Origin of the sequence: Ensifer sp. CCNWLY38 (genome assembly GCF_037120565.1) — a bacterium.
Classification (GTDB): Bacteria; Pseudomonadota; Alphaproteobacteria; order Rhizobiales; family Rhizobiaceae; genus Ensifer; species Ensifer adhaerens_H.
On sequence record NZ_JBBBBO010000003.1, the window covers coordinates 508919 to 524767 of the forward strand.

18 protein-coding genes are annotated in these 15849 nt (G+C 63.1%); 9 read left to right on the forward strand and 9 right to left on the reverse strand.

Annotated elements, in window-relative coordinates:
- Nucleotides 1-144 precede the first annotated feature (144 nt).
- The 8 genes from V7S54_RS09435 (at nucleotide 145) to V7S54_RS09470 (ending at nucleotide 8825) form a co-directional block, all read left to right on the forward strand.
- Nucleotides 145-1188: a 4-hydroxythreonine-4-phosphate dehydrogenase PdxA gene (locus tag V7S54_RS09435; RefSeq protein ID WP_336408316.1), complete on the forward strand. Its 1044-nt coding sequence runs from the start codon at nucleotides 145-147 to the stop codon at nucleotides 1186-1188.
- 75 nt (nucleotides 1189-1263) lie between these two features.
- A complete protein-coding gene (locus V7S54_RS09440) occupies nucleotides 1264-2250 on the forward strand; it encodes a Bug family tripartite tricarboxylate transporter substrate binding protein (RefSeq protein WP_336408317.1) in 987 nt (328 codons plus the stop codon).
- A gap of 61 nt (nucleotides 2251-2311) precedes the next feature.
- Nucleotides 2312-2812 carry a tripartite tricarboxylate transporter TctB family protein gene (locus tag V7S54_RS09445; RefSeq protein WP_065376865.1) on the forward strand — a complete coding sequence of 167 codons (501 nt, stop codon included), beginning with the start codon at nucleotides 2312-2314 and terminating at the stop codon, nucleotides 2810-2812.
- A 135-nt stretch (nucleotides 2813-2947) separates the two neighbouring features.
- A complete protein-coding gene (locus V7S54_RS09450; protein WP_065376866.1) occupies nucleotides 2948-4486 on the forward strand; it encodes a tripartite tricarboxylate transporter permease in 1539 nt (512 codons plus the stop codon).
- A 43-nt stretch (nucleotides 4487-4529) separates the two neighbouring features.
- Entirely contained in the window at nucleotides 4530-5468 is a 939-nt protein-coding gene (locus V7S54_RS09455; protein ID WP_065376867.1) for a sugar phosphate isomerase/epimerase family protein, read from the forward strand.
- Between the two features lie 13 nt (nucleotides 5469-5481).
- Nucleotides 5482-7200, forward strand: coding sequence for a dihydroxyacetone kinase family protein (locus tag V7S54_RS09460; RefSeq protein ID WP_065376868.1), 1719 nt, complete (start codon nucleotides 5482-5484; stop codon nucleotides 7198-7200).
- Nucleotides 7201-7516: 316 nt separating this feature from the next.
- Nucleotides 7517-8041, forward strand: coding sequence for a DUF992 domain-containing protein (locus tag V7S54_RS09465; RefSeq protein WP_057251657.1), 525 nt, complete (start codon nucleotides 7517-7519; stop codon nucleotides 8039-8041).
- 187 nt (nucleotides 8042-8228) lie between these two features.
- The gene (locus V7S54_RS09470; protein WP_336408318.1) at nucleotides 8229-8825 is read left to right on the forward strand and encodes a DUF922 domain-containing Zn-dependent protease; all 597 of its coding nucleotides are present in this window, start codon (nucleotides 8229-8231) and stop codon (nucleotides 8823-8825) included.
- 20 nt (nucleotides 8826-8845) lie between these two features.
- On the opposite strand, the gene V7S54_RS09475 is transcribed toward V7S54_RS09470, so the two are convergent.
- From V7S54_RS09475 to phnG, 9 genes are all read right to left on the reverse strand, one after another.
- Nucleotides 8846-9382: a hypothetical protein gene (locus V7S54_RS09475; protein ID WP_162731946.1), complete on the reverse strand. Its 537-nt coding sequence runs from the start codon at nucleotides 9380-9382 to the stop codon at nucleotides 8846-8848.
- A 130-nt stretch (nucleotides 9383-9512) separates the two neighbouring features.
- Complete coding sequence (locus V7S54_RS09480; RefSeq protein WP_336408319.1) at nucleotides 9513-10127, reverse strand: DapH/DapD/GlmU-related protein; 615 nt, start codon at nucleotides 10125-10127, stop codon at nucleotides 9513-9515.
- On the reverse strand, nucleotides 10124-10831 hold the full coding sequence (gene phnL / locus V7S54_RS09485; protein ID WP_057251654.1) for a phosphonate C-P lyase system protein PhnL: 708 nt from the start codon (nucleotides 10829-10831) through the stop codon (nucleotides 10124-10126). The genes V7S54_RS09480 and phnL overlap by 4 nt, the downstream gene beginning before the upstream one ends.
- Before the next feature lie 59 nt (nucleotides 10832-10890).
- Complete coding sequence (gene phnK, locus V7S54_RS09490; RefSeq protein WP_065376871.1) at nucleotides 10891-11667, reverse strand: phosphonate C-P lyase system protein PhnK; 777 nt, start codon at nucleotides 11665-11667, stop codon at nucleotides 10891-10893.
- Nucleotides 11664-12542, reverse strand: a complete 879-nt coding sequence (locus tag V7S54_RS09495) for an alpha-D-ribose 1-methylphosphonate 5-phosphate C-P-lyase PhnJ (protein WP_065376872.1) — start codon at nucleotides 12540-12542, stop codon at nucleotides 11664-11666. The genes phnK and V7S54_RS09495 overlap by 4 nt, the downstream gene beginning before the upstream one ends.
- Nucleotides 12539-12820 carry a hypothetical protein gene (locus tag V7S54_RS09500; RefSeq protein WP_336408320.1) on the reverse strand — a complete coding sequence of 94 codons (282 nt, stop codon included), beginning with the start codon at nucleotides 12818-12820 and terminating at the stop codon, nucleotides 12539-12541. Before V7S54_RS09500 ends, V7S54_RS09495 begins: the two co-directional genes overlap by 4 nt.
- Nucleotides 12817-13926, reverse strand: coding sequence for a carbon-phosphorus lyase complex subunit PhnI (locus tag V7S54_RS09505; protein WP_065376874.1), 1110 nt, complete (start codon nucleotides 13924-13926; stop codon nucleotides 12817-12819). Before V7S54_RS09505 ends, V7S54_RS09500 begins: the two co-directional genes overlap by 4 nt.
- Nucleotides 13927-13929: 3 nt before the next feature.
- Nucleotides 13930-14538, reverse strand: coding sequence for a phosphonate C-P lyase system protein PhnH (phnH, locus tag V7S54_RS09510; RefSeq protein WP_065376875.1), 609 nt, complete (start codon nucleotides 14536-14538; stop codon nucleotides 13930-13932).
- Complete coding sequence (gene phnG / locus V7S54_RS09515) at nucleotides 14538-15005, reverse strand: phosphonate C-P lyase system protein PhnG (protein WP_336408344.1); 468 nt, start codon at nucleotides 15003-15005, stop codon at nucleotides 14538-14540. The genes phnH and phnG overlap by 1 nt, the downstream gene beginning before the upstream one ends.
- Nucleotides 15006-15089: 84 nt before the next feature.
- On the opposite strand from phnG, the gene phnF reads away from it, so the two are divergent.
- Nucleotides 15090-15827 (forward strand): phosphonate metabolism transcriptional regulator PhnF, encoded by a 738-nt coding sequence (phnF, locus tag V7S54_RS09520; RefSeq protein WP_083203826.1) that lies wholly within the window; start codon nucleotides 15090-15092, stop codon nucleotides 15825-15827.
- Nucleotides 15828-15849 lie beyond the last annotated feature (22 nt).

The window sequence follows — 15849 nt, forward strand, 5'->3', positions numbered from 1 at the left end:
GAATCAGCGCTGTCTCATTAAAGCATGGAGACCGGCTCTTCCATCGTCAATAGAAAATGCTGCATACAGAATACAAAAGACTTGATGCAGAATGTTGAATAACGTATGACGGCGATCGAGAGTATGAAGCGGAGGACATCTCACATGACGACCAACGGTGCTGCCGGTAACGGCGCGCGTCCTGTCATCGCGCTCGCGATGGGCGATCCGGCGGGTATCAGCCCGGAGCTCACGGCAAAGCTGCTGGCGCTTTCCGATATCCGCGAAGCCGCACACATCATCACGATCGGTGATCGCCGTATCCTGGATGAAGGCGCCGAGGCTGCGGGCGTGACGCTCGATCTCGAGCCGTCGACGCTTGAGGATCTGGAAAAGGCCGGCACGTCGCGTCACGTTTTCGTCGATCTCGCCCACCTCGACCCGGCAGACGTCGTGCGTGGCGAAGCGACGCTTGCGGGCGGAACCTTTGCGACGCGCAACTTCCGCACCGCGCTCGAACTGGCGCATGCTGGCAAGGCCGACGCCGTCTGCTTCACGCCCTTCAACAAGAAGGCCATGCGTTTTGCCTATCCGGGCTACGACGACGAAATCCGCTTCGTTGCGGATGTCCTCGGCTTTACCGGCAAGGTTCGCGAGTTCAACGTCCTCGAGAAGGTCTGGAACGCGCGCGTCACCTCGCACATTCCGCTCAAGGAAGTCGCCGACAACCTGTCGGTCGACGGCATCATCGCCGAACTGGAGCTGACCCAGGCTTGCCTCAGGGAGGCGGGCTACGAAGAGGCGAAGATCGCGGTTGCCGGCCTCAATCCGCACGCCGGCGATGGTGGCAGCTTCGGCATGGAAGAGATCGACATCATCGAGCCGGCCGTTGAAAAGGCGAAGTCGCTAGGCTTCAACGTCGAGGGGCCGTTCCCGGCGGATACCGTCTTCGGTCGGGCTCTCAAGGAAGGCTACAACGCCGTCCTCACCATGTATCACGACCAGGGCCAGATCGCGATGAAGCTGATGGGCTTCGACAAGGGCGTGACGATGATGGGCGGCTTGCCTTTCGCGCTCTGCACGCCGGCCCATGGCACGGCCTATGACATCGCCGGCAAGGGCATTGCCGACGTCGGCGCCAGCCGCGAAGCGCTGCTGCTCGCCGTGCGCATGGCAAAGAAAAAGGCCGCGCTCAAGGCCGCCGCCTGATTTCGCACGCTTTCACGCAATAACGGCGCAGGAGGAGGTCTTGCGCCGCGGAACCACAAAACGGGAGGACCCGACTTGAAGAATACCGTCTCCATCGCATGCATCATGGCAGCCGTCTTCGGCGTTGCTGCTCCGGCCGCAGCCTTCGAACCCGATCGCCCGGTTGAATTCGTCGTCACTGCAGGTCCTGGCGGCGGCACCGACATCTTCGCCCGCACGATCCAGGCGATCATCGGCAAGTATGAGCTGATGAAGGCGCCTGTTGTCGTCACCAACAAGGGCAGCGCCGGCGGTGCCGAAGGTTTCGTCTACACGGCAACGAACAAGGGCGACGCCTACAAGCTCGCTTTCGGCACCAACAACGCCTACCTGCTGCCGGTCCGCGCCAAGGTTCCCTACAAGGCTGAAGACCTGACGCCGGTTGCAGCACTCGCTTCCGACGAATTCGTTCTCTGGGTGAACGGCAAGGCCACCTACAACACGGCGGCCGACTTTGCGGCCAAGGCGAAGGAAGGCGGCCTGAAGATCGGTGGCAGCCAGTCGAAGGACGTCGACCAGATCCTCACCTCGATGATCAACGAGGCGACTGGTGCTACGATCAAGTACATCCCGTTCAAGAGCGGCGGTGAAGCAGCCGTCCAGCTCGCCGGCGAACACCTCGACGCCAACGTCAACAACCCGAGCGAAAACCTCGGCCAGTGGCAGGCCGGCATGGTCAAGCCGCTCTGCGTCTTCAAGAGCGTCAAGCTTGCAAACGACGCCAAGGTCGCCGGTGACAAGGGCTGGAGCGATATTCCGACCTGCAAGGAATCCGGCATCGCCATCGACAACTACTCGATGCCGCGCACCGTCTGGCTGCCGGCCGGCGTTGACCAGGATGTGGTCAAGTTCTATGCGGACCTGATGCGCAAGGTTTCGGAAACGCCGGAATGGGCGAAGTACCTCGCCGACACCTCGCAGTCTCCGTCCTACATCGCCGGCGACGACTTCAAGGCCGCCATCGAAATGGATGGTGCTGCTGTCGGCGAAGTGCTGAAGCGCGAAGGCTGGCTCGCCAACTAAGGGCGGGACATTGAGGCGGGTGCCTTCAGGCACCCGTCATCCGCTTTGAAAGGTCACGATCATGAGCGAGAACGGTGCGAATGGGGTCTCCCGCTTCGCGGTTGAGCTTGGCGTTGCTGCGCTGACCGGCGCCTTTGGCGCTGCGGTCTGCTACGGATCCCTCGATATCGGTGCGGGATGGACCGAATTCGGGCCGGAGGCCGGTTACTTTCCCTTCTATGTCGGCCTGCTGATCCTTCTTGGAAGCGTCGCCAACGCGATCCACGCTTTCGTCAAGCATCGCGGCACGGGTGAGATCTTCATCGACGGTCACCGCGCCAAGGTGGTCTCGTCGTTCCTGTTGCCGCTGGTCGCCTTTGCCGGCGTTTCCGCCTGGCTCGGCCTCTATGTCGGCACGGCGCTCTATATCGCCGGCACGATGCTCTTCCAGGGGCGTTACAAATGGTGGATCGCGTTGCCGTCCGGCGTCGCCGTTTCGCTGTTCTTCTTCATCGTATTCGAGATCGGCTTCAAGGTCCCCCTGCTGAAGGGACCGGTCGAGGCCTGGTTCGGGATCTACTGATCCCGACCGCCTAGGGCATGTCGCGCAAAAGTGTACGGCGGTTTTGCGATAACGACATGCAGAAAATCAAAGACTTAAAGCGCAAAGAGCGAATCTGAAAGATCGCGACGCGCTTTGAGCCCCGGGAGGAATGACATGGAAAATATCGGTCTTCTGATCGATGGCTTCGGCCACATCCTCAGCTGGAACCATATCCTGCTGATGATGGTCGGCGTCACGCTCGGCATTCTCGTCGGCGTGCTGCCGGGCCTTGGCGCGCCGAACGGCGTGTCGCTGCTGTTGCCGCTGACCTTCTCGATGGACCCGATCTCCGCCATCATCCTGCTCTCCTGCATGTATTGGGGCGCACTCTTCGGCGGGTCGACCACATCGATCCTCTTCAACATTCCCGGCGAGCCCTCGTCGGTCGCGACGACCTTCGACGGCTATCCGATGGCGAAAGCCGGCCAGGCAAGCCGCGCACTGACGCTTGCCTTCGTCTCTGCCGGCATCGGTGCGCTCGCCGGCGTCGTCATGATCACGCTGCTCTCCGGCTGGGTTGCGAACTTCGCGTTGCGTTTCTCTTCGCCCGAATATTTCGCGGTCTATTTCCTGGCCTTCGCCAGCTTCATCTCCATGGGGGCGCAATCGCCGTTCAAGACGCTCGTCTCGATGATGCTCGGCTTTGCGCTCGCCTCGATCGGCATGGACACGATCTCTGGTGACCTGCGGCTTACCTTCGATATCCCGACCCTCATCAAGGGCGTCAGCTTCCTGATCGCCGTCATGGGCCTCTTCGGCATCGGCGAACTTTTGTTGACCACGGAGGAGGGCTTGCGCTTCGAGGGTATCAAGGCGCGCGTCAAGCTCGTCGAGATCGGCCGCACGCTGATCGAGATCCCGCGCTACTGGTTCACGATCCTGCGCTCGACGATCATCGGCATCTGGATGGGCATCACGCCCGCCGGCCCGACGGCGGCCTCTTTCATGAGCTACGGCGTTGCCCGTCGCTCGGCGCGCGACAAGTCGAAGTTCGGCAAGGGCGATCCGCGTGGCGTCGTGGCACCCGAAACCGCCGACCACTCCGCCGGTACCTCGGCGCTGCTGCCGATGCTGGCGCTCGGCGTCCCCGGCTCGGCGACGGCCGCCGTCATGATGGGCGGCCTGATGATCTGGGGTCTGACGCCCGGCCCGATGCTCTTTACCGAGCGTCCGGATTTCGTCTGGGGCCTGATTGCCTCGATGTATCTCGGCAACGTCGTCGCCGTGTTCCTGGTGATCGCCACCGTGCCGCTCTACGCCTCGATCCTGCGCGTGCCCTTTGCGATCATCGGCCCGATCATCGTCGCCGTCATCTTCTCCGGCGCCTACCAGGTGGCCAACTCGGTCTCCGACATCTTCCTGGTCATCGGCTTCGGTGTGCTCGGTTATGTCTTCAAGAAGCTCGAGTACCCGCTGGCGCCGCTGGTTCTCGCCATGGTGCTCGGCGACAAGGCCGAGGACGCCTTCCGCCAGTCGATGCTGCTTTCAGGCGGCAGCCTCAATATCTTCTGGTCGAACCCGCTGGTTTCTTCCCTGATGGCGCTCGCTCTTGCCCTCCTGCTGTCGCCGCTTGTCTTCGGACTGATTGGCCTGGTCCGCAAGCGCAAGCACGATGCGGATGCCCCGCATGGTGACGGCAGCGCGGCGGCTTGACGGAGCCGCCGCACCCCAACATCCAGAAACGACGAGGAAGGTCATGGCGAACACATCGCGCAAATGGACCCGTGAAACCTGGCCGATCGCGGCCGCCATGATCCAGTATCCGAACGTGCTGGCGGACGGCAGTTCGGTGCAGGATCAGTCGGTCGAACAATGGGCCGAAACGTTGGCCGACGTCGTCGACGCAGGCTTCACCGAACTCGATCCCACCGACAGCTGGATCCGGCTCGCCGATCTCGCGCCGGATCGGCTCGACAGCTTCGTCAAGCTCACGCGCGACCTTGGCCTCACCATGCCGGCGATCTCGACTGCGCGACGCAGTGTGATCGACCCGGAGCATGGCGACGAATACCTGGAATACGGCCACCGGGTGATCGAAACCGCGGCGGCAATCGGTGCGGGCTCCGTTTCTTTCGGCTTCTTTGGCCCGCTGACTGACGCGCAGAAGAAGGCGCTGTGGTTCTGGACGGTCGATGGCGTCAAGAACCCCGACGACCCGGCGGTTAGGCAGAAGGCGGTTCAGCGTATCCGCGAGCTCGGCCGCCATGCCGAGGAACTCGGCATCGAGCTGGCGCTCGAAATGTACGAGGATACCTATATCGGCTCGGCCGACAGTGCCGTGCGCCTCGTTACCGATGTCGGCTTGGCGAATGTCGGCATCAATGCCGATCTCGGAAATCTTGTTCGCCTGCACCGTCCGGTCGAGCACTGGCAGCAGATGATGGCCAAGGTTGCTCCCTTCGCGAAGTATTGGCACGTCAAGAACTACTACCGCACCGAGGACGAGACGTCGGGCCTGGTGGTCACCCATCCGGCGCCGCTGGAGTTCGGTGTGATCAACTACCGCGCCGCGATCCGAATGGCGCTTGCCCACGGCTTCGACAGCCCGTTCCTCTGCGAACATTACGGCGGCGACGGCCTCGCCGTCAGCGCTGCCAACCGGGACTATCTGAGGCGCATCCTGCCTCGCGAATAAGGGAAGAGACGCGATGACCACAATCTTTGACGCACCGGAAGAGTTCGCCACGACCGCGCTTGCCGGCTTCAGTTCGATTTACGCGCGCAACGTCCGTCTCGTGAAGGGCGGCGTCGTCCGCTCGACCAAGGTGCCGAAGGGCAAGGTTGCCGTGGTTATCGGCGGCGGCTCCGGCCACTATCCGGCCTTCGCAGGTTATGTCGGTCCGGGCCTGGCGGATGCAGCCGTTGCCGGCGATGTCTTCGCCTCGCCCTCGACCGCGGCCGTTGCCCGCGTCTGCCGCCAGGCCGATCAGGGCGGCGGCGTGCTGCTCGGCTTCGGCAACTATGCCGGCGACGTCCTAAACTTCGGCGTTGCCGCAGAGCGCCTGCGCGCTGAAGGCATCGATGTGCGTATCGTTCCGGTCACTGATGACGTCGCGAGCGCTCCGACTGAAACGCCGGCCAAGCGCCGCGGCATTGCCGGCGACCTCGTGGTCTTCAAGATCGCGGGCGCTGCCGCGGAAGCAGGCCTGGCGCTTGATGAGGTCGAACGCGTCACCCGCCTTGCCAACGACCGCACCGTTTCTTTCGGCGTCGCCTTTGGCGGCTGTACGCTTCCGGGTGCCAAGGCACCGCTTTTTGCCGTGCCTAAGGGCGAGATGGCGCTTGGTCTCGGCATTCACGGCGAGCCGGGCATCCGCGAGGAGAAGATGATCTCGGCGAGCGAGTTCGCCAAGCTTCTGGTCGGCAAGCTGCTGGCCGAACGGCCGGCGGATGTCCGCAAGGTTGCGCCTGTCCTGAACGGTCTCGGTTCGACGAAGTACGAGGAACTCTTCGTCCTTTGGGTCGCGGTCGAGAAGGAACTGAAGGCGGCCGGCCTCGAGATCGTCGATCCCGAATGCGGCGAATTCGTCACCAGCCTGGACATGCAGGGCTGCTCGCTGACGCTGATGTGGCTGAACGATGAGCTCGAAACCTACTGGCGCGCGCCGTGCGATGCGCCGGTCCTGCGCAAGGGCCCGATCATCGCGACCGAGCCCGCCGCCGATGACCTGAAGGATGAAGACGGCGTGCTCGTGTTCGCTCCCGCATCCGATGCTTCGAAGGAAAGCGGCAAGTGCATTGCCCGACTGATCGGCGAGATCGCCGAAGCGTTGAGGCAGGCTGAAGACGAACTCGGCCGTATCGACGCCTTCGCCGGTGATGGCGACCACGGTCAAGGCATGCGCCGTGGTTCGGCGGCGGCCGAGGAGGCGGCAAAGACGGCGGTTGCTGCCGGCGCCGGCGCTGAAAGCGTCCTGGCGGCTGCCGGCGATGCCTGGGCGGATCGCGCTGGCGGCACGTCGGGTGCGATCTGGGGCTTACTGCTGCGCTCGTGGAGCAATGCCTTCGACGACGAGTCTGCGCCCCCGGACGCAGCGATCGTCGATGGCGCACGCCGTGCACTGGACGGCGTTACGCGCCTCGGCCGTGCGCGCGTCGGCGACAAGACGCTCGTCGATGCGCTGGTGCCCTTTGTCGAAACCCTGGAGCGTGAGTTTGCCGCCGGCAAGCGTCTGATCGAGGCGTGGCAGGCTGGTGCCAGGGCCGCTACCGAAGCGGCCGAAGCAACGTCCGGCCTGACGCCGAAGCTCGGCCGCGCGCGCCCGCTCGCCGAAAAGAGCATCGGCCATCCGGACGCCGGCGCAGTGTCGCTGGCGTTGACGGCCCGTGTTGCCGGCGGATTCCTGCTGCAATCGGCGAAGGCCTGAGGCGCTCAACCTTTCGATCGGGTGGCCGCAGTGCCGCCCGATCGTCCCTCTCTCCTTTCGCGCGCGACTTGCTCCCGTCGGTGCGGTTCTGGCTTCCGGGACGGCGTGCCGATACCGTCGGCCGTGGCTTTTTCAACACAATCTCTGGTCATTGTTGGGGAAACCCCATCAATTTTCTCGGCTAATGAAAACCTGCCATGGAATTGCCCGATCGCGGGCTATGGCTCGTGTTTCCTGCAGCGTGCGCTATGTGCTTGAGTTCGTGTGCCGCCGGTTAAATGCCAATCATTTCTGACGTTCCGAGAAGGAGACAAGAATGAAAAAGAGTTTTGCCGTTAAGGTGTCCGCAGCGTCTCTGGTTCTCGCTGGCGCGATGGCCGCCAATGCAGCTGATCTCGCGACAGTACAACCGCAGCCGGAGCCGGACACCAGCAACGGCGTCAAGATCGGCTACCTCGATTGCAACATCGCCGGCGGCGTCGGCTACGTGCTCGGGTCCGCCAAGGAAGTCGATTGCGTCTTCCGCTCGACCATGGGGGCTGAGGCTTCTGACCATTACGCCGGCGCCATCCGTAAGATGGGCGTCGATGTCGGCTTTACCACGCAAAGCCGGCTGATCTGGGCCGTGTTCGCGCCGACCGCTGGCTACCACCGCGGCTCGCTCGGTGGCCTTTATCAGGGTGCAACGGCTGAAGCGACCGTTGGCGCAGGCATTGGTGCCAACATCCTCGTCGGCGGCACTTCCGGTTCGATCCATCTGCAGACGGTCAGCGTGACCGGCCAGATCGGCCTCAACCTTGCGGCCACCGGTACCTCGATGACGCTGACTGCCGTCAACTAAGGTGTGGTTATCGTCGGCCCGTTGACCCTCCCGCAACTGGCCCGACACGATCGGATAAGCAACAAAGGCACCGCAGCTCAGATTGGGCTGCGGTGCCTTTGCATTTGAACTGTTGCCATCCGCCGATTCCCGTTTAAGGAAGGCTGGTAGAGTTGTGCGCCGTAAGGGGCGAACGTCGAGGTTTGGATTGAACAAAAGCCTTTGTCTGGGTGTGGTTGCCCTTTGCCTCGCGTCGACGCCGCGCAGTGCGTTTGCCGAGTGGCAGGCGGTCGAGAAGGAAGCGCCCTATGCCATCGAAGGGCAGACGGGCGCGGACCTTTATGCTTCGATCGGCGAGCGAGGACCCAAGGCGGGCATCGGCAGGGCGATCGCCCATACCAATTTCAAACTGACCTGGACGCGGAAGTACGAGGAACAGGGCGGCGCCTGTGTGCTGACGACGGCAAAGCCGAAGCTCATCATTACCTATACTTTGCCGAAGCCGGCCAAGCCGCTGCCCGCGGGCACGCGCGAAAACTGGGACATCTTCATCGACGGCGTGCGCAAGCACGAGCTCGTGCACGGCGATTTCATCAAGGAGATGGTGAGCGCGATCAAGTCTGCGACCCTCGGCCTCACCGTCCCTGATGACCCGAAGTGCCGCAAGATCAGAGTGGAAATGACCAAACGCCTCGGTGCGCTCTCGCAAGAACAGCGCCAGCGCAGCCGCGACTTCGACCAGATAGAATTGACCGATGGCGGCAATATTCACCAGTTGATCCTGAAGCTGGTCAACGGGCCGTAGATTGTTCGGGGCAAGTCTCGTCAGTCTTTGCAGGATTCGAATCGAACATACGATGGGAGTGGAAAGATCTTCTCGGTTCGCTCGAAGGCGCTTAGATTGCCCTTATCCTGCACTCGAATAGCTGCGTATTTCCCGCAACCCATCGAATAGGCTGTAAGTGCCCCAAACACTGTGTAGGCGATCTGCTCTCCTTCTCTGATCTGCTCAACTGCAAGAGGGAACGCGGCGCATTGTTCGTGCTCTTCGTTCGGGCTCGTGTCATTCGTACTTTCGAGCTTCAGATTGCACATGGGAACGACGTCGGAGCAATAGATTTCACCGTCGACTGACCAAATCAGTTTGCCTTTCCGCCAGGTTTCGAAGCGTATGTCCGTTGCGCGAGGCGGCAGTTCTGTTGGCGGCACAACCTGATGCATGAATACCGTACGCGTTCCATCTTCATCGCCCCAGTCATACGCGTACAGCGATCTTTCCGGCGGGCATGGTGTCGTTCCGGCATAGGTCATTCGCGGGCAAATCGCAGATGCGGCAAGCAACACAATGCCAAGTCGTTTCACGGGTTTCTGCTCCTGGGTGGCAGTTCACGCCAACTGGGCGTTGTTCATCACCACTATCACTATCGTAAGGAGCCGATTCTCCGCAACCAGAGCGCCGAATCTGCGTCCGGCGCTCTGGTTATTCAGTCGCTCACGCGTAACGCACAAGGAATTCCTCCGCCGTCAGTTCGCGAAAATCATCGAGCGCGCGGCGGAGGCGCTGGTGGTCCCAATCCCACCAGGAAAGGGCGTCCATCCGCTCGCCGATGCCTTCGTTGAAACGGGCACGGATGAGTTTTGCCGGCACGCCGCCGACGATGGTGTAGGGCTCGACGTCCTTCGAGACGACCGCGCCGGCACCGATCACGGCGCCGTTGCCGACATTGACGCCCGGCAGGATGGTGGCGCCGTGGCCGATCCAGACGTCGTGACCGATCGTCACCCGGTTCGATCGTCGCCAGGCGAAGAGGTCGTGGTCGAGTTCGGTATCGTCCCAATAGTTCGGCGCGCGATAGGTGAAGTGGTGCAGGGTGGCGCGCCAGGTCGGATGGTTGGTGGCGTTGATGCGAACGGCCGCGGCGATGTTGACGAATTTGCCGATCGTCGCGCACCAGATCGAGCCGTCCTGCATGATGTAGGAGTAGTCGCCGAACTCGACCTCGTCGAGCCGCGAGCGTTCCTGCACCTCGGTGTAGCGGCCGAGCGTCGAATTGTTGACGCTCGCCGTCGGATGGATGAAGGGCTCAAGCCCAAGCTTCGGGCTCATGCGGCAGCCTTTCGCGGCGAGAAGGCCGATACATCGAGGATGCGGTCGGCAACGGCGTCGCGCACTTCCTCGTCGTGGAAGATGCCGATCAGCGCCGTGCCCTTGGCCTTTTTCTCGGCAATGAGCTCGACGACGACCGCCCGGTTCTTGGCGTCAAGCGAGGCTGTCGGCTCGTCGAGAAGCAGGATCCTGTGGTCGGTGATGAAGCCACGAGCGATGTTGACGCGCTGCTGCTCGCCGCCGGAGAAGGTGGCCGGCGGCAGGCTCCAGAGTTCGCGCGGCAGGTTGAGCTTGCTCAAGAGCTCGGCCGCATGCGCGCGGGCTTCCTCGATCGGGGTGCCGCGGGCCTGCAAGGGTTCGGCGACGATGTCGAGTGCGGAGACGCGCGGCACCACGCGCAGAAACTGGCTGACATAGCCGAGCGTGGTGCGTCGGACTTCGAGCACTGTGCGCGGCTCGGCGGTCGCCAGATTCACGAGCTTGCCGTCGTGATCCATCAGGATCTGGCCTTCGTCCACGCCGTAATTGCCATAGAGCATCTTCAGGATCGAGCTCTTGCCGACGCCGGACGGGCCGCCAAGGACGACGCACTCGCCGGCCTTGACCGAGAAGGAGACGTTGGCGACGACCGGCCGGCGGACGCCGTCACGCAGATGCATGGTGAAGCTTTTTGCGACTTCGGAAACAACGAGAGGTGTTGCCATGGTTCTTACTTTCCTTTGCGCCTGTCCGAAGACCGAGTTTCAGTTTTCGGGATCATGCGTCAGACCTGCAGGATCGAGGAGACGAGGAGCTGGGTATAGGGCTCGCGCGGATCGTCGAGCACGCGATCGGTCAGCCCCTGTTCGATGACCGCACCGTCCTTCATCACCATCATGCGGTGGGAGAGAAGGCGGGCGACGGCAAGGTCGTGCGTGACGATGATGGCGGCGAGGCCAAGGTCGTGCACGAGGCCGCGAACGAGGTCGAGCAGGCGCGCCTGCACCGACACGTCGAGACCGCCTGTCGGCTCGTCCATGAAGACGAGGCGTGGGGAGGTGACGAGGTTGCGGGCGATCTGCAGGCGCTGACGCATGCCGCCCGAGAACGCGCGCGGCTGGTCGTCGATACGGTCGATTCCAATCTCCACCCGCTCCAGCCAGTCGCTGGCGGCCGCGCGGATGTTGCCGTAGTGGCGGTCGCCGACGGCCATCAGCCGCTCGCCGACATTGGCGCCGGCCGAGACTGTCATGCGCAGGCCATCGGCCGGGTTCTGGTGCACGAAGCCCCAGTCAGTGCGCATCAGGAAACGGCGTTCTGCCTCGCCCATGCGTGCAAGGTCGCGGTACTGGCCGTCGCGCATATGGTACTCGACGATACCCGAGGTCGGCATCAGCCGGGTCGACAGGCAAGACAAGAGCGTCGTCTTGCCGGAGCCGGATTCGCCGACGATGGCGAGCACTTCGCCCGCATAGAGCTCGAAGGAGACGTTACGGCAGCCGATGCGGCTTCCGTAGAACTTCGAGACGTCATTCACTTTCAGAAGCGGGAGGGTACTCATTCTGCGGCCTCCTGGCGGGCGAGCATGTGACCTGCATGGCCGCAGGCGCGGCGGTCTTCGCAATGATCGGTGTCGGAGCAGACGAACATGCGCCCGCCCTTGTCGTCGAGAATGACCTCGTCGAGATAGACGTCCTCGGCGCCGCAAAGTGCGCAGGGCTTGTCGAAGCTCTGGATCTCGAAGGGATGATCGTCGAAGTCGAGGCTGACGACATCGGTATAGGGCGGAACGGCATAGATGCGCTTTTCGCGGCCGGCGCCGAAGAGCTGCAGCGCTTCCGACATGTGCATCTTCGGATTGTCGAACTTCGGCGTCGGCGATGGATCCATGACATAGCGGCCCTCGACCTTCACCGGATAGGCATAGGTCGTGGCGATATGGCCGTTGCGGGCGATGTCCTCGTAGAGCTTCACATGCATCAGCCCGTATTCCTCGAGCGCATGCATTTTGCGCGTCTCGGTCTCGCGCGGCTCGAGAAAGCGCAAGGGTTCCGGGATCGGTACCTGATAGACGAGCGTCTGGCCTTCGCCGAGCTTTTCCTCCGGAATACGGTGACGCGTCTGGATGATCGTCGCCTCCTTCGTCCGGGTGGTGACGGCGACATTGGCGACCTTCTGGAAGAAGGCGCGGATCGAGACCGCATTGGTGGTGTCGTCGGCGCCCTGGTCGATGACCTTCAAGACGTCTTCCGGCCCGAGGATGGAGGCGGTGACCTGCACGCCGCCGGTGCCCCAGCCATAGGGCATCGGCATTTCGCGCGACGCAAAAGGAACCTGGTAGCCGGGAATGGCGATCGCTTTCAGGATCGCGCGGCGGATCATGCGTTTGGTCTGTTCGTCCAGGTAGGCGAAATTATAGGTAGCAAGGTCGTTCATCGCTGATTACCCTTGAGAGTGTCGACCGCGGATGGAGCCAGAATGTGTTCGAGCTGTTCTCCCGCTTCGTATTGATCTGCATCGCGTGTTTCGTCATCGCCAGCGTTTCGCACGCGATCCGGCGCGCTTGGCGCGAGCGGGGGAAAAGCGCCCGCGAGGGCAGTGACGGCGGCTTCTTCGCATCCGATGGAAGCGCTGGCAGCGATTGCGGCGACGGCGGCGGAGATGGTGGTGGCGGTGGCGATTGAACCGTTGGCGCTAGAGGCACGTCCGATCATTCGGCCGCCTCCCGCTGTTCCTTCGGCGTTTCGCCTGAAGTCGCGGCTTCATAGTCGCGGCGCATGCGCCGGACGAGATCGAGTTCGGCCTGGAAGTCGACATAGTGCGGCAGCTTCAGGTGCTCGACAAAGCCGGTCGCATGGACGTTGTCGGCGTGCGAGATGACGAATTCCTGGTCCTGGGCGGGCGCGACGATGTCCTCGCTGAACTCGTCCGTTCGCAGCGCCCGGTCGACCAGCGACATCGACATCGCCTTGCGTTCGCTCTGGCCGAAAACGAGGCCGTAGCCGCGGGTGAACTGCGGTGGCTGCTTGGCTGAGCCCATGAACTGGTTGACCATCTGGCATTCGGTGACGCGGATGGTGCCGAGCGAGACGGCGAAACCGAGTTCGGGGAGATCGAGTTCGACCTCCACTTCGCCGATGCGCACTTCGCCGACGAAGGGATGGGTGCGGCCGTAGCCGCGCTGCGTGGAATAGGCGAGCGCCAGGAGGAAGCCTTCGTCGCCGCGGGCGAGCGCCTGCAGGCGCAGGTCGCGGGCCATCGGAAACTCCATCGGCTCGCGGGTAAGGTCGCCCATGACGTGGCCTTCGGGCATCTGGCCGTCGCCCTCGATCAGGCCTTCGCCGTCGAGAATGTCGGAGACGCGCATGACGTGTTCCCCGGGTTCCTTGACCGCCGGTTCCGCAACAGCCTCGTCGGCGATCAGCGAAGGATCGAGCAGGCGGTGGGTGTAGTCGAAGGTCGGCCCTAGCAGTTGCCCGCCGGGCAGATCCTTGTAGGTCGCCGACACGCGGCGTTCGACCTTCATATTGGCGGTATCGACCGGCTCGGAGTAGCCGAAGCGTGGCAGCGTCGTGCGATAGGCGCGCAGGATGAAGATCGCCTCGATCATGTCGCCGCGTGCCTGGCGGACGGCAAGCGCTGCGAGCGCGCGATCATAGAGCGAGGCTTCCGCCATCACCCGGTCGACGGCAAGTCCGAGCTGCTCGACCACCTGTTCGATGGTGATCGAAGGCAGGTTGCGGTCACCGCGGCGGCGGTCGGCGAGGAGGCGGTGGGCATTGGCAATGGCGGCTTCCCCGCCCTTGACGGCTACATACATGGGTCACGCCTCCTTCAGCGAAAGACGGGTTGTGCGCGGCAGGCAGAGCAGTTCCTCTCCGGCCGTCAGCACGAGATCGACGCCGCGCGGAAAGATCGCGCGGTTGGCGGTCCAGAATTCGAGGAAGACATCCGGCAGGCCCTTCACGGCGACTTCCGTCTCGTCCTTGATGCCAGGCCCCTTGGCGGTGAGTGCCTGGCCGCCGGTCAGCGCCTCGACTTCGATGACAAGCGTCGTCGATCGATCCGGGTATTCCTGGGTGCCGAGCGAGAACTGGTCGAAACCGGGGAAGGCAGCACCCTTTTCGATGAAAGCGAAGCGGGCTTCGGTCTTGCTGGTGGTCACCGAGGCGCCCGTATGGAAAGCGATCCATTGCGGAACGGCCGATTTTCCGAGCGCCGGCGTCAGCCAGACGGGCGTATCATGGTCGCAAAGCGTGAGTGCCGCGGCGCCGGCGGCGGCGCCGAGCGGAGCGGGCGGCGTGCTCTTGGCCGAAAGCTGCTTGATCGCGCCCGGGCGGGCAAAACCGTCCATCAGGTTGCGGAAGACCGACTGAGCGGCAAAGACCGGATCTGCGAAAGCGCCGGCGTAAATCTGCGATTGGCTGGCCATCAGTCGTCTCCCCGGACCATGGTGAAAAAGTCCACGCGGGTAGCCGCGGTCTCTTCGGCCTTGCGGCGCTCTTCCTGCGCGAGCCGTTCGGCGACGCGGCGAAGCAGGGCCTCGACATCCGCCTTGTCACCGTCGCGCTGGGAGAGCGCGTCGAAGATTGCGGCCAGGCGGGCGCGCTGGCGGTCCGTGCCGAGCAGCTGCCCGTGGCCGATCTCGCCGGTCGAAAGCCGGATGGTGGCGCGCGAAACGGTTGCTTCGCCGAGATTGAAGGGATCGCCGCCGCCGCCGATGCGGCCACGCACCATGACGAGACCGGTCTCCGGACCACGAACCGGATGTACGTCTGGCTTTTCGCCGAGCGCTTCCCAGACCGTCGTCAGCTCCTCGAGGGTTGCCTGGGCGAGCAACCGCATGGCCTCCTTGCGTGCCGGATCCGGCGGGCTTTCCTGTTTCAGCTTCGCATCCATCATTTTCACCTCAAATGTCTATTGATCTAGACAACTATACATCTTAAACTTTTCCATAACGTCCGCAAATGACAGGCTTGTGACATGGCAATGCGAAAAGTGGTGGAGCGCCAGACCGGCGTCGCTCTCTGGCGACAGATCGCCGACAGGATCCGCCTGGCAATCAGCAATGGCGACTACGATGCGACCGGCATGGTGCCGCCCGAGACGGTGCTTGCCGGGGAATTCGGGGTTAATCGCCACACGGTCAGAAGCGCGCTTGCGGCGCTTGCAGAAGAGGGACTGGTGCGCGCCGTCCAGGGGCGCGGCACGATGATCGAGCGCAAGGAAAGGGTGAGCTACCCGATCTCGAAGCGCACGCGGTTCTCGCAAGGGCTCGGTCGCCAGGTGAAGGAGATCGGCACGAGACTGCTCGGTCACGCCGAATTGCCGGCAAGCGGCGAGATCGCAAAGGCGCTCGGCATTGGGCCGGGCGATACGGTGATCGAGCTCAGGACCGTCAGCAGCGGCGATGGCCGGCCACTCTCGGTATCCTCGAGCTATTATCCTGCACATCGCTTTCCGCGTATGGCCGAAGAATTCGAACGGCTGCATTCCGTCACGAAGGCCTTCGCCGCCCACGGTTTGGATGACTATGTCCGCGCCTCGACCGAGATCGTCGCCCGGCATGCCGACGCGGAGGAGCTTTCGATGCTGAAGCTCTCGCCGGGCGCGATCGTGCTCGAGGCGCAATCGCTCAACGCCGATCTGGACGGCTCTCCAGTGGAGTATTCCCGCACCCGATTTGCCGCTGATCGGATGAAACTGCGGATTGAGACATAGGATAGCGCCACCGGCTGCCCAC